Annotated in this window: 11 protein-coding genes and 1 tRNA gene; 3 read left to right on the top strand and 9 right to left on the bottom strand. The window is 55.0% G+C overall.

Annotation, left to right across the window (positions count from 1 at the left end; translation table 11 throughout):
- Positions 1 to 147 precede the first annotated feature (147 nt).
- From C814_RS18910 to C814_RS18890, 5 genes are all read right to left on the bottom strand, one after another.
- Positions 148 to 1,533, bottom strand: a complete 1,386-nt coding sequence (locus C814_RS18910; protein ID WP_016317037.1) for an MBOAT family O-acyltransferase — start codon at positions 1,531 to 1,533, stop codon at positions 148 to 150.
- Positions 1,534 to 1,683: 150 nt separating this feature from the next.
- Entirely contained in the window at positions 1,684 to 2,364 is a 681-nt protein-coding gene (locus tag C814_RS18905) for a 5'-methylthioadenosine/adenosylhomocysteine nucleosidase (protein WP_016317036.1), read from the bottom strand.
- Positions 2,365 to 2,537: 173 nt separating this feature from the next.
- Positions 2,538 to 2,613, bottom strand: a tRNA-Pro gene (locus tag C814_RS18900).
- Positions 2,614 to 2,697: 84 nt separating this feature from the next.
- Entirely contained in the window at positions 2,698 to 4,089 is a 1,392-nt protein-coding gene (locus tag C814_RS18895; RefSeq protein ID WP_016317035.1) for a glycine--tRNA ligase, read from the bottom strand.
- A 133-nt stretch (positions 4,090 to 4,222) separates the two neighbouring features.
- Positions 4,223 to 5,743: a phosphohexomutase domain-containing protein gene (locus C814_RS18890; protein WP_016317034.1), complete on the bottom strand. Its 1,521-nt coding sequence runs from the start codon at positions 5,741 to 5,743 to the stop codon at positions 4,223 to 4,225.
- A 206-nt stretch (positions 5,744 to 5,949) separates the two neighbouring features.
- Between C814_RS18890 and C814_RS18885 the strand changes: the two genes are divergently transcribed.
- Together C814_RS18885 and C814_RS18880 are read left to right on the top strand one after the other, a co-directional pair.
- A complete protein-coding gene (locus tag C814_RS18885) occupies positions 5,950 to 6,483 on the top strand; it encodes a phosphatase PAP2 family protein (RefSeq protein ID WP_016317033.1) in 534 nt (177 codons plus the stop codon).
- A 1-nt stretch (position 6,484) separates the two neighbouring features.
- The gene (locus tag C814_RS18880) at positions 6,485 to 8,014 is read left to right on the top strand and encodes an ASKHA domain-containing protein (protein WP_016317032.1); all 1,530 of its coding nucleotides are present in this window, start codon (positions 6,485 to 6,487) and stop codon (positions 8,012 to 8,014) included.
- Positions 8,015 to 8,108: 94 nt separating this feature from the next.
- Here C814_RS18880 and C814_RS23175 read toward each other — a convergent pair whose 3' ends face one another.
- Together C814_RS23175 and C814_RS18875 are read right to left on the bottom strand one after the other, a co-directional pair.
- Complete coding sequence (locus C814_RS23175; RefSeq protein WP_369750571.1) at positions 8,109 to 8,216, bottom strand: sporulation transcriptional regulator SpoIIID; 108 nt, start codon at positions 8,214 to 8,216, stop codon at positions 8,109 to 8,111.
- 25 nt (positions 8,217 to 8,241) lie between these two features.
- Entirely contained in the window at positions 8,242 to 9,789 is a 1,548-nt protein-coding gene (locus tag C814_RS18875; RefSeq protein WP_016317031.1) for a recombinase family protein, read from the bottom strand.
- Between the two features lie 166 nt (positions 9,790 to 9,955).
- On the opposite strand from C814_RS18875, the gene C814_RS18870 reads away from it, so the two are divergent.
- The gene (locus tag C814_RS18870) at positions 9,956 to 11,356 is read left to right on the top strand and encodes an ATP-binding protein (protein ID WP_016317030.1); all 1,401 of its coding nucleotides are present in this window, start codon (positions 9,956 to 9,958) and stop codon (positions 11,354 to 11,356) included.
- Positions 11,357 to 11,379: 23 nt separating this feature from the next.
- On the opposite strand, the gene C814_RS18865 is transcribed toward C814_RS18870, so the two are convergent.
- Complete coding sequence (locus tag C814_RS18865; RefSeq protein WP_016317029.1) at positions 11,380 to 11,565, bottom strand: hypothetical protein; 186 nt, start codon at positions 11,563 to 11,565, stop codon at positions 11,380 to 11,382.
- 301 nt (positions 11,566 to 11,866) lie between these two features.
- Positions 11,867 to 13,510, bottom strand: a complete 1,644-nt coding sequence (locus C814_RS18860) for a hypothetical protein (protein ID WP_196809946.1) — start codon at positions 13,508 to 13,510, stop codon at positions 11,867 to 11,869.
- Positions 13,511 to 13,512: the final 2 nt, after the last annotated feature.

The raw sequence follows: 13,512 nt of genomic DNA, 5'->3' as shown, positions 1-13,512 counted from the left end.
GTTTGATTTTTTGCATCTTTATCCCCCCTTTAAAAACGGAAATACAGGAATGGATTGCAGGTGTAATACACAAAGTATGCCGCTGACAGCGATAAAATCGCGATCAGAGGCAGACACCGCTTGATTTTTTGCATCTTTTATCCCTCCTTAAAAACGGAAATACAGGAATGGATTGTAGGTGGAATCCACGAGATATGCGACCGACAACAGCAAAATCAGCCCGAGGAACGGGACTGCCAGCCATTTGCAGAGCTTTGGCAAACGGTCGCGGAGCAGATTGAGCACCGGCAGCGAGAACACGACCCCAACTGCCATGATGATCCCGTAGTTTCGCAGATAATACATCCAGTCGTTCCCGCTGTGCGGCAGAAAAAGCAACGAGAAAAACGTCCCGGTTTTTTTCATATCGGTAATCGCGAACAGGACCCAGCTGATCTGCAGCCCGATTAAGACATAGAGATGCGAGAACAGCCGGTAACGGTCCAGAAAGCGCTGCAGGAACAACCGTTCAAAACTCAGCATCACAAAAAAGTACAGCCCCCAGAGCACAAAATTCCAGGCCGCACCATGCCACAGGCCGGTTGCGAACCAGATCAGGAACAGGTTGCGGTACTGTTTCCATCTGCTGACCCGATTGCCGCCCAGTGGGAAATAGAGGTATTCCCGGAACCAGCCGCCAAGGGTCATGTGCCATCTGCGCCAGAATTCAGTCAGGCTGCGGGAGACGTAAGGATAGTTGAAGTTCTGCGGGAAATGAAACCCGAGCGCCCGTCCCATCCCGATCGCCATGAGCGAGTAACCGGAAAAGTCAAAGTAGATTTGCAGGGCATAGGCAGAAAGAGCGAGCCAGGCCCCGGCGGTCGAAAGGTTCGTGAATCCCGCGGATTCCACCTCGGTCCAGAGCGCGCCAATGTTGTTTGCAAGCAGTACCTTGCTCCCCAGCCCGAAGATAAACAGCGCGATTCCGTCCTGTATCGCATCAAGCGTGATCTGGCGGTCTTTCAGTTCGCGGTTGATATCCGAATATTTCACGATTGGGCCGGCAATCAGCTGCGGGAAGAGGACAACAAACGTCCCAAAGTCAATGATATTGCGCTCTACCTCGATCTTGTGGAAATAGACGTCGATGGTATAGGTCATAATCTGGAAGGTGTAAAAGCTGATCCCGAGAGGCAGGTTTTTTGTGACCTCAAGCATCGGGAAGGAGGTTCCAAATAGCGCATTGAGATTCATCAGCAGGAAATTGCTGTATTTGAAAAATGCGAGGAATCCCACGCTGAACACCACAGAAACTGCGAGAATCCCCCGGCAGAGCTCCCGGTGACCCCTCCATCGGCCGATCCCAAGCCCGGCGAGATAGTTGACCAGAATAATCGAAAGCATGATTGGGAAGTATCGGACTTCCCCCCACGAATAAAAAATCAGGCTTACGATCAGAAGGGTCAGATTTTTGCATTTTTTTGGCGTCAGATAGTAAGCGAGAAATGCTGCCGGCAAAAACCGGAAAAGAAACAGCAGGCTGCTGAAAACCATCCTTCTCCTCCTTTTTTGATTGTCTGTATCAATTGAAAAAGTGTATCGGTGCTATCAAGCTATCCAATACACTTTACCAAATTTTTTGGATTTATTCAATACCTCAGATCGTGCTGCCGTAAGGTGAAAAAACAGCAAAGGTGGTCCACGCTACCGGTAGGCGGTATCCAGGTAGCGGATCAGCACTCGCACCGATTTCTCCGCTGCCGTTTTGCAGTATTTTTCAAACGCGCCGCTTCCGCTCTCGTGGGGGGTATCGCTCATGGAACGAATGGCGGCAAAGGGGACCGTGTTGGCATAACAGACATGGGCGACGCCAGCGGTTTCCATATCGACACACAGCGGATCATATCTTTCAATGATTTCTTCGCGCCCCTCCTGGTCGATAAAAGATTCTCCTGTTACGATCCTGCCGGTCATCACGGAGGGATCATCGGCATTCGCCAGGCTTATGCCATGCACCAGGCTTGGGTCGGCTGTAAAATAAATGCTTTCCATCCACGGGTGATATTGCGTTAAGATTTCATCGGCAACATCATGATAAGCGACCTGCGAAGAAATAACGGTATCCCCAATCTGTAAATCCGGGTTGATTGCGCCCGCAACGCCAATAACGATGATCTGTTCCACCTGATACCGGTCAATCAATATTTGTGCAGCAATCGCGGCGTTCACCCTGCAAACGCCGCAGAATAAGGCAATTACGTCGATGCCAGCATAGTTCCCCTTGTGGAATTTCAGCATGGAATATTCTTCCGTTTCGATATTGCGCATGGCGGCAGTGAATGGGGCTATCTCCGCTTTCGTTGCTGCAACAATCCCTATACACATATACAACGTCTCCTGTCGGTTCTGTCATTCCGATACAGCCGCTTTGTTTTCTTAGATGGAGCGGAATGATCCGGCGCTTCGCTGGATTTTTTCCATCTGTAGCATCATTATGGGGCCTAAACCAAACACCATCTACCGAACTCGCATGAGCTGCCAATAGATGGTGTTGGATTTGGTCGGAGTGGCGGGATTCGAACCCACGGCATCCTGCTCCCAAAGCAGGCGCGCTACCAACTGCGCTACACCCCGGATTTTCCATATGATAATAGTATATCAGAATCTAGCGCCGGTGTCAAACCGGCGGGGCGATTTTTTCACCCCGCCGGGAATCATTTAAAACTGAATTTTTGCCCTGACATACTCTGCAAGCGCTTCGACCTTGATGCGCTCCTGCGCCATCGTGTCACGGTCGCGGACAGTCACACAGCCATCCGTCTCGGAATCAAAGTCATAGGTGATGCAGAGCGGGGTACCGATCTCGTCCTGACGGCGGTACCGTTTTCCGATCGAGCCTGCGTCGTCATAATCGACCATAAACTCTTTGGAGAGGGTTTCATAAATTTTGCCCGCGCCCTCGTTCAGCTTTTTGGAGAGGGGCAGCACACAGGCCTTGAACGGGGCGAGTGCAGGATGCAGACGCATGACGACCCGGATGTCCTCCTTGCCCTTGTCGTCGGTGCTGACAACCTCTTCGTCATAAGCGTCACAAAGGAAGGCCAGCGCGACACGGTCGGCGCCGAGCGACGGTTCCACCACATAGGGGACATACCGTTCGTTGGTCTCCTGGTCGAAGTAGTCGAGGGCTTTTCCGGATTCCTCCGAGTGACGGCCCAGGTCGTAATTGGTGCGGTCGGCAATCCCCCACAGTTCGCCCCAGCCAAACGGGAAGAGGTATTCGATGTCGGTGGTTGCCTTGGAATAGAACGACAGCTCCTCCTGGGCATGGTCGCGCAGGCGCAGGTTCTCTTTGGCCATGCCGAGCGAGAGCAGCCAGTTTTCGCAGAAGCCGCGCCAGTACTGGAACCACTCCAGGTCAGTGTCAGGCTTGCAGAAGAATTCCAGCTCCATCTGCTCGAACTCGCGGATCCGGAAGATGAAGTTTCCAGGGGTGATCTCATTGCGGAAGGATTTGCCGATCTGCCCAACGCCGAACGGCAGTTTTTTGCGGGTGGTGCGCTGGACGTTCTGGAAGTTGACAAAGATGCCCTGCGCGGTTTCCGGGCGCAGATAAAGTTCGCTTTTTGCGTCCTCGGTCACCCCCTGGAAGGTTTTGAACATCAGGTTGAATTTACGGATGTCGGTGAAATTTTCCCCGCCGCAGTCAGGACATTTGATGTGATGCTCCTGGATATAGGACATCATCTGTTCGTTGGTCCAGCCGTCCGCAGCTTCACCGGTCACATCTTCGATCAGCTTGTCCGCACGATGGCGGGTCTTGCAGTCCTTGCAGTCCATCAGCGGGTCGGAGAAGCCGCCCACATGCCCCGATGCCACCCACACCTGCGGATTCATCAGGATGGCCGAATCCAGCCCGACGTTGTAGGGGGACTCCTGTACAAACTTTTTCCACCAGGCGCGTTTGACATTGTTTTTGAACTCAACACCGAGCGGGCCGTAATCCCATGAATTGGAAAGGCCGCCGTAAATCTCGGAGCCGGGATAGACAAAACCGCGGCTCTTGCAAAGGTTTACCACCTTTTCCATCGTTTTATCACTATGCTTCATTAGCGTCATCCTCTCAATCTCTCAGTAACGGAAAGTCATGTGCATTATTATACCCCGTTGCGGGAACCGGGTCAAGCAAAAAGCGGGAAAATCTCCCCGCTTTTTGCGGAAGGACAGGCTGTCTGTAGCGGAATCAGCCGAGCGGGGAGAGGTCGAGCCGGTCAAACCCGGCGAGCAGCTCTTTGGCGATCCCTGTCAGACGGGCACAGTCCCCCTCGCGGCGCCCCTCAAGGTTGAGCGGCATCAGCGGGTCATGCAGCGACATCCGCAGCAGCATCCAGCCCTGCACTGCCTCGCTGTCGAACGAGAGGCGCACCCCCTCATAAGAGTTGGGAGCGATCTGGAACCCCCGCTCCTGTGCGCGGGCTTCAAATGCCTCCAGCACCTCCTGTCCATAGCGCTGGAACCCCTCCCCGGCGATCTTCATCCGGTACTCCCGCGCTTCGAAGAGGGGCGGCAGGCCGGCGATGAGCGAATCGACCTGCTTGCCCTGCCTGCGGGCGTTTGCGGCGGCGATTAACAGCTTGACCGCGAGATAGGCCCCATCATCCAGGAAGTAGTTTTCCGAGAGCGCGCCATGTCCAGAGGTCTCGATTGCGAGCGGCGAGAGAATCCCCTCGGCGTTCAGCCGCCGGGACTCGTTGATGACATTTTTATAGCCGCGTTTGAACCGGTGGTGTTTCATCCCGAGGTCCTCCTCCAGGAAGCGGGTCAGCCGGTCGGAGGTGACCGAATCGGTGACGACCGTTCCGCCTGGGTATTCGTCCGCGAGGATCGCTGCCATCATGGCGATGATCGCATCCCGGTTGACCTCCGAACCGTCGTGCAGGACCGCGGACATCCGGTCAACATCGGTATCAAAGATGATCCCGAGGTCGGCGTGGCTCTCGAGCGTTGCCTGCCGCACCGCCTCCATCGCCTGCTTGTCCTCCGGGTTGGGGATGTGATTGGGGAACGTCCCGTCCGGGTCCAGATAGCGGCTGCCGGAGGTGTCCGCCCCGAGCGGTTTCAGCACCTGCTCGACAAAAAAGCCGCCCGCCCCGTTGCCCGCGTCAACCGCGATTTTCAGCCCTGCCAGCGGATGCGCATAATCCTCCGCCTTGACCCCGTCGCAGATTTTTTTGCGCAGGCTTGCGGCATAGAGGGAGAGCAGGTCGACCGGTTCGATCCCTTCCAGCGATGCCTCTGCGGCGTCCAGCCCTCCGGCATCCTCGAGCAGGGCGGTGATATCAGCGTGCTCCAGCCCTCCGTCTGCATCGAAAAATTTCAGGCCGTTGCGGTTGAACGGGAGATGGCTGGCGGTAATCATAATCGCCCCGTCACAAGCGGTCTCGGGGAAGAGGACCGACATAAACATTGAGGGGGTGGATGCCAGCCCGCAGTCAAGCGCGGCAGCCTTCTGCGCCCGCAGGCCGCCCAGCACCTCCGCCTTGAGTGCGGGCGCGGAGATGCGGGAATCGTGCCCCACGCTGATCCGCAGATCTTCCGCCGGCTTTCTGGTTTTGGCGGAAAGCCAGCGTGCGAACGCCTGGGCAATCCGGTTTGCGGCCTCGCCGGTCAGGGTGACGGGCTGTCCCTCTATCCCTTCCACCGCAACTCCCCGCACGTCACTGCCATTTTGCAGCCGGCGCATTTCCTGTCTGGTAATCGACATAAAAAACCCTCCTGAAAGATATAGATGAAAACAGATTGCGCAAAAACCATTTGATCCTGTTCAAATGCCTCGATTCTTGTTTACAGTATAGCACAAAATAGGCTCCGGCGAAAGATTTTCCAGCCCGGCCCTATCTTTTTTCCTGGAAATATGGTATAGTCAAACCACTTTCATAACAGATACATTTTAAATCGGGAGGTATTGCCATGGAGTTAAAGATCGTCGAGTGGGTTGCGCAGAACCTGCATCATCCGGTTCTGGACCGCATCATGGTCTGGATTACCCACCTGGGGGATAACGGCTATCTCTGGGTGGCGGTCTGCCTGCTCCTGCTCTGTTATAAGCCCACCCGCAAATGGGGCGGCGTGATGGCGCTTTCCCTGCTGCTCATGTTGATCTTTGGGGAGGGGACGCTGAAAAACCTGTTCCAGCGCGCCCGCCCTTATACCCGCCTGCCCAACCTCCAGCTTCTGATCCCGCCGGAGCCCTCTTACTCGTTCCCCTCGGGCCATGCCGCGGTTTCGTTTGCAGGGGCAATGGTGGTCTGGATGATGGACCCTAAGCGGTGGGGCCGGGTGGCGCTGGCAGCCGCTTTGCTGATCCTGTTTTCGCGACTTTACCTGTCGGTGCACTATCCCACCGACCTGCTCGCGGGAGCGCTGCTTGGGACCGGCTGCGCCTATGCTGCACGCTGGCTGTTTGAACTGTGGATTCCGATTCGAAAAATGGAGGGGGAGTGAGATGGCAGCTGTCGTTATCCGGTATGCCGGCATAAGGCGGATACTCCCGTTGGATGCGCCCACCCTGCTTTCCGCTCTGCTTGAGCAGGCAGAGGTTCCGCTGGCGAAACCCTGCGGGGGTGCGCATACCTGCGGAAAATGCAAGGTCCGCGCATACGGCGCACTCTCCCCGCTCTCCCAAGAAGAACGCCGGCTGCTGACCATTGGGGAACAGCTCGAAAACTGGCGGCTCGCCTGTGCGGCCGAAGCGGTGGGGGATTGCACGATTGAGGTTGGGGAAGCGGTGTCTGCGCAGATACAGACTGCCGGACAGGTCAACAGTTGGGAGGGCAGCTCCCTGTTTGGAGCGGAGGGATATGCGCTCGCCGCCGACATCGGCACTACAACGGTTGCCGTTTATCTGGTCAGCCTCTCCGAGCCGTTTAGCGGGGCCTGTCCATCCACCAGTGAGCTGAATGCGCAGGCCCCCTATGGCGCGGATGTAATCTCCCGGATCGCCTCCGTTTCTCAAAAAGGGGTTGTCCCACTGCGGGAAGCGATCCTGCGGCAGTTGGACAGGCTGTTTATCTCCCTGCTTGAAACAGCCGGCGTTCCAAAACAGGCTGTGCGGGGCGTGGTGCTCACCGGAAACACAACCATGCTCCATCTGGCGGCAGGGTTGGATCCATCGGGTATCGCCGCCGCTCCCTATATCCCACAGAGCCTGTTCGGCGTGCTCTACAGCGCCCGGGGATGGTTCCCGTCCCTTTCGCCTGCGGTACAGGTTTATCTGGCGCCCTGCATCAGCGCTTATCTGGGCGGGGACTTGACCTGCGCACTGCTTTCCTCTCCGTTGCGCCAGTGGGAGCTGTTGATCGACGTCGGCACCAATGGTGAGATGGCGCTGATGACCCCGGACGGCCTGTTCTGCTGCTCGACCGCCGCGGGTCCCGCGTTCGAGGGGGCAGGGCTTCGGTGTGGCCGTACCGCCGGGCCAGGTGCAATCGACCGGGTTGCAATCCGGGAAGGCATCCCGGATTGCCGGGTGATCGGTGGCGGCCCCGCATTGGGAATCTGCGGCACTGGCGCGATTCACGCGGTCGCGGCACTGCTGGAAGCGGGCCTGCTCGATGAAACCGGCCTGCTGGACGAACGATATGGGGAGGAATTTCCCCTGCAGAATGGGGTGGTGCTGACCCAACAGGACATCCGGCAGCTCCAGCTCGCAAAGGCTGCGATCGCTGCGGGGGCGGACACTCTGTTGCATCACGCAGGGGTCTCCTGTGACCGGCTGGCAGGAGTCAGTCTGGCGGGTGGGTTCGGCAGTTATATCGACCCTGCTGCCGCCATGCGGATTGGGCTGCTGCCTCGTATCAGCGCGCCAGTGGTTTCGATGGGCAATGCGGCAGGAATGGGCGCCTGTCTCTGCGCACAGTCGGAACCTGCTCTGCACGAGGCCGAACGGATTGCACAGGATGCCCGTACGATCGAATTGGCATCCGACCCATTTTTCAACGAAAGATATATCGAACAGATGCTTTTTACCCCATAATAAAAAGGTCCGCCTTTCCGTATTCCGGAGAGGCGGACTTTTCTACTCTACAGGGCATGAACGCCTGTTTCACATCCAGACGAAAAACAAATCCTCATCCGTAGCTTTTGATTCGTGCATACTTTTCCCGCGTGGCAATCCCGCCCCGGATGTGCCGTTCAGACTTGTTTAGATCAAGTACCTGCTTGACCTGCGCATAGATCGTGGGGTTGATTTTCTTTAAACGATCAGTTACATCCTTGTGTAAGGTTATCGCTAATTAGAACGGTACTGTCCAGCCCTAAATCGCCCAAAAGGCGCAGGTAGATGTCAACATTCCCCTCTTTATCTACCTCGATCTTCTGTATAATACGCTTGAGCTGGGTGTTGGTCATCTGATGTACGTCGGTGATGTCCTCGATCTCCTTGAAGGTGCTGGTCAGGACGCTCTCCAACTGCTCCCCTTTGGTCAGGTTGTAGGAGATCATCTTCAATTCGTTCTCCAGCCGCTCAATCTCCTTGCGCATCCCGCCGATCTTGGCGTTCAGCTCGTCACGGGAGATCAGGTCATCGGCGTACATATCCATGTACTTCTGCCGGGTCTTTTGCAGCTTGGCAAGCTGGGCGGTCAATTCTCTCTCGTAGTCCAGATTCTCGTCCTTGGCCTTGTAGACCTTCTGAAACTGGTTCACCACATAGCTGATGACGGACTTCTTTGCTTTCAGCAGTCCGGCGAAGTATTCCTGCAAGACCTCGATCAGTTCCTCCTCATCCACCGTCACGGCGTTGGGGCAGCTGTCGGCTCCCCGTCCGTTGTGACCGGAGCAGACCCAGCGTACATAGGTGTTTTTATAGGTGCGGACGGTACGCCGGAAAGACCAGCCGCACTCCTTACACTTGATGAGGGTAGAGAACAGGTGCTTATTGCTCTGCCGCTCCCGAGTGATCTTGAAAGCACTGTGCCGGGAGTGCAGGACTTCCTGTGCTTGTTGGAAGGTTTCATCGTCAATGATGCGCAGCTCGGGCTTGTCCACCACGATCCAGTCAGTTTCGTCCCTGTCCGCCCGCTGTCCGGTGAGGAAGTCCGTGACCTCCTGCTTGCCATTGATGATCTTCCCGGTATACAGCTCGTTTCGGAGGATATGCCCCACAGCGTTCTGGCTCCACTGGCAGTTGCGTTTGGTCTTCAGGCCACGCTCGTTGAGCATATTGGCAATCTTGGCGGAGCCGTAGCCCTCCTGGGTGTACCAGTGATAGATCTGCCGGATGACAGCAGCCTCCTCCTGGTTGATGGTCAGGTTGAAGTAGTCGCCGATGGTCTTGTCGTAGCCGTAGACGATGTTTGGGACACGCCCCTTCTCGGCGTTCAGCTTCTTGCCGAACTTCACCCGCTTGGAGGTGTTGGCACTCTCCTCCTGAGCCAGCGCACCGAAGATGGTTAAAACAAACTCGCTGTTGCCCATGCTGGTCATGTTGGCGGTGAGGAACTGGGTCTCGATGCCCAGGGCCTTCAGCCTGCGGACATTTTGCAGCAGGTCAACCGTGTTCCGGGCAAAGCGGGAGATGTCCTTGACTACCACCATGTCGAACAAGTGGTGCTCGGCGTCCGCCATCATGCGCAGGAACTCCTTACGGTTCTTGATCTTCGTGCCGGACAGGCCCTCGTCAGCGTACAGGCGGATGAGGGTGTCTCCGGTACGCTGAGTGTACTCAGAGAAGAACTCCTTCTGTGCCTCCAGACTGTTGAGCTGGTCTTCTTTCTCCGTGGAGACACGGCAGTAAGCGGCAATGTTCATAGGTAAACCTCTCCATTAAAATCAAGACGTTCTACTATATCTGTATGATAGCACACCTTCGCTAGAGAATCAATGCCGAAATTTAGTGGAACTACCTTTAGTAGATCATGATTGACTAACTTGTGGCTGATGTGGTATACTAAATGAGAAGAATGGGGGTGTGGCTATGTTTATCGGAAGAGAGCGGGAGTTGAAATCGCTGGAGCAACTATACGCATCAGGCAAGTTTGAGTTTGCAGTTGTGTATGGCCGCCGCCGCGTGGGAAAGACAGCCCTTCTGACCCAGTTTATCCAGGGTAAGAAAGCTATCTATTTCATGGGCGTGGAGAGCAATGCCAAGCAGAACCTGGAGAACCTCAGCAAGAGCATCCTGGAGTACGCCAGCGGCATTGCGGCGGAGACTTCCTTCGTGTCCTTCCAGGCGGCGCTGGAATGTGTTTTTAAGATGGCGGAGAAGGAACGGGTGATCCTCGTGCTGGATGAGTACCCCTATGTGGCACGGTCCTCCAAAAGCCTTGCTTCCACCTTGCAGCTCCTGATCGACAAAAATAAGGATACCTCCAAGCTGATGTTGATTCTCTGCGGCTCGTCCATGTCCTATATGGAGGATCAGGTGTTGGCATATAAGGCCCCGCTCTACGGCAGGCGCACGGCACAGATGAAACTGCTGCCCTTCGACTTCGAGGAAACCTGCCGCTATTTCAACCACTTCAAAGGCGAGGACAAGGCGTTGGCCTACGGGATCGTCGGAGGGACACCACAATACCTGCTGCAAATCAACGACCGTCTGAGTATTGAGGAAAACATCAAGAACACCTTCCTCAATCCCATTTCCTTTCTCTATGAGGAGCCGGTGAACCTTCTGAAGCAGGAGGTGCGGGAACCAGCCATTTACACGGCAATCATTACCGCCATTGCAGCAGGGGCTTCTCGGATGTCGGAGATTTCAAGCAAGGTCGGCGAGGATACCAACGTCTGCGCCAGCTACATCAAGAATCTCATCAGCCTGGGGATCGTGCAGAAGGAGACTCCCTATGGGGAGAAGGCTTCCCGTAAGTCCCTGTACTCCATCGAGGATAATATGTTCCGCTTCTGGCATCGCTTTGTGCTGGAGAACAATTCCTTGATTGCCCGTGGAGCCGCTGACCTGGTGTACCAGCGCATCGCGCCGCAGCTCGACCACTACATGGGCAAGGTGTTTGAAGAGATATGTAAACAGTATCTTTGGAAGCTGCTGCTGGATGGGCGCTCCCCGGTGGAGTTTGCTTCCCTGGGTCGCTGGTGGGGCAATGACCCCATTGAAAAGACACAGGCGGAGATCGACATACTGGGGGAACAGGACAAGACCACCGCCCTCTTTGGCGAGTGCAAGTGGACAAATGAACGAGTTGACCTGGGGGTATTGGAAACACTGGTTCACCGCAGCCATCTGTTCCAACACAGTAAGGTGTACTGCTTTCTGTTCTCTAAGTCCGGCTTTACCAAGGGCTGTATGGAAAGGGCAACTGAGTTAGGCAATGTGACGCTGGTGGAGTATGCGGATATACTGGAATACTATGAGGTGTAGGGCAAAAAAGGGGACACCCCGCATCATGCGGAGTGTCCCTGGCAGCGATCCGGTCCCTCATCGGCAGCGAGGGTGGTATCGGCGGCATTTTGTATTGCCGCCTCCACCTTTCCCGCGTTGGCCTCAATTAAAATTTTTAGTATGTAGTCGGCGGTCACTGCCGCTGGGTTGGGATCGTGGAACCGGTAGTTGAGCTTGCGCTGCTTCATTGCGGCATTGCCACCTCCTCCTTGATGCCTCGTCCAATCCTATGAGAGCAGAGCCGGAAGTAGTACATCGAAACCGTACTTCCTGTGTGCTATCAAGAGAATATGTAGTCAAAGGCAGAAGAGATACGGCGGCATCGCATTACAAAGGGAACCCGTACTTCTCTGTGCATTTTCCTCACCTCGCAGGGAGAGGACCACCCACAGTCCAGAGGGCCGCAGGATGGCTTCGGCTGTCGATTTACGCAGCCTGCGCGAAGTTCATTTTTCAGGGGGTGGAAACACCGTCCCCTAAATTGCGCTCTTATCGTAGCTTGCTGAGTTTGATAGCGTAGAACCGTTTGCCACCAGTGCCGTTGATCTGCACGGTGTTCTTGCTCTCGACCAGTTTGAGTGCATCCCTACTAAGTAAGACTGACACACAAGCGTCAAGGCTCAAATTTGATTGGATGCTTTTGAGCTTCTGTTCCAGGCACTTACCTCTTAGGCAAAGGCAGCCATAGTAAATTAAACCATCATGCTTTTCAGGCTTGAAATCCTGTACATCCTTTGCTACTCGGAAGTAGCCTTTCTTATAAAGATCCCGAATGAGAGCAAGATAGTCAATCGCTTTTACCTCTACACTCTCCCTGAATCGGGCTTCCTGTGCTTGGACTAGCTTGTGAAGCTGGGTGCTGAAACTACAGTATGTATCCCTGGCATCTTCTTCAGAGCAGAACCCAGAATCCTTGCAAAACTCCAGCAACACCATGTAGGAGGTTTCGAGGTAGAACTGGGTATCCCGCAGCCTACCGTGAGTAGTGGAGGAAGCCGTTGCCCTGCGTAGCTGAGTGAGCCGTGCGTCAATGGCATCCCGAATTTCATCAAAGTGGTCAACATACCACTGGATGAAATGATGGTAAAAGGTCGATACCAGAAGCGGTTGACTGCGCTGGTATTCGTCAAGGATAGCGCCATTGGGAGGTTTCGTAATGTTGGCAATCAAAGCACGGGGGATCGTGGACGCCTTTCCAATACTGTACTCGCCGATAAACACTGCATTGCCTCGGAAGCTCCGTTGCACCAGAGACTTGCCGTCCGTACGACCACGACCTGTATCATCCGCGATACGCCGGATAATTTCCTCAGCGGTATCCTCATTCTGCCGTTTGATACCTCTGGATTCTGCTGTATGCAGGTCATCAAGGACCGCCGTACACTCACTGTACTCATACAGAGCATCCTCAATAAACCTCTTTGTCGAGTTGAACCGGGTAGTAGGGCCGATTCCATCGGCTCGATTGTAAAGCTGAACTAAATGGGGAACATAGTTCGATTTCAGCATCCCGGATTTTCCGACAATGACCAACACCGCACAGGGGGTCATGCCAGCCTTTTTGAAAGCTGCCCTGATAATTCCAGATATTGTGTGTGCCGCAAGGACTGGTCCGATCTCAGGGCTGAGACTGATGAGCCGCATCATGCGGTCAATAGCCGTACTGATGTCGATATTCTCGTCAATATCCAGGCGGAGCGGGAGCTGTCCCAGTTCAAAGTCTGGATCAGTTCTCGGTGCGGAGGACTGGGTGATGACCCGGTTCCCCGCAACAAAGATAATTGAATCGCCAATATGGTAAATCCCGGTCCGGTCAAGGACGTACCGCCTCTCCACAGGGACGTTGCTGACCCCGGCGCGGATAGTATCGGCAATGTACCTTCTGGCCCGACGGTACTCCGAGTTCGTCAGGCAGCGATGGTCTATCTTGAACCAATCCACACGGTTAAGGTCTGATAGTGGGACAGTGGTTTCTGTATCGCTGCCATTCTTAAACCGTAGTCGTACCCTAACAGCCTCCCGTTCATCAGTGGAACCGACTACCCTGACTACGCCGACTGCCGAGGGGATGAAGGTGGAGATGGGTACTCCAGATTCATTAAAGAAAACCCACTCGGGACGCCGAGGCTGCATCG

It is taken from the genome of Anaerotruncus sp. G3(2012), from assembly GCF_000403395.2.
Classification (GTDB): domain Bacteria; phylum Bacillota; class Clostridia; order Oscillospirales; family Ruminococcaceae; genus Anaerotruncus.
The sequence above is the reverse complement of the archived record's forward strand: the minus strand, read 5'-3'. Positions and strand labels throughout refer to the sequence as shown.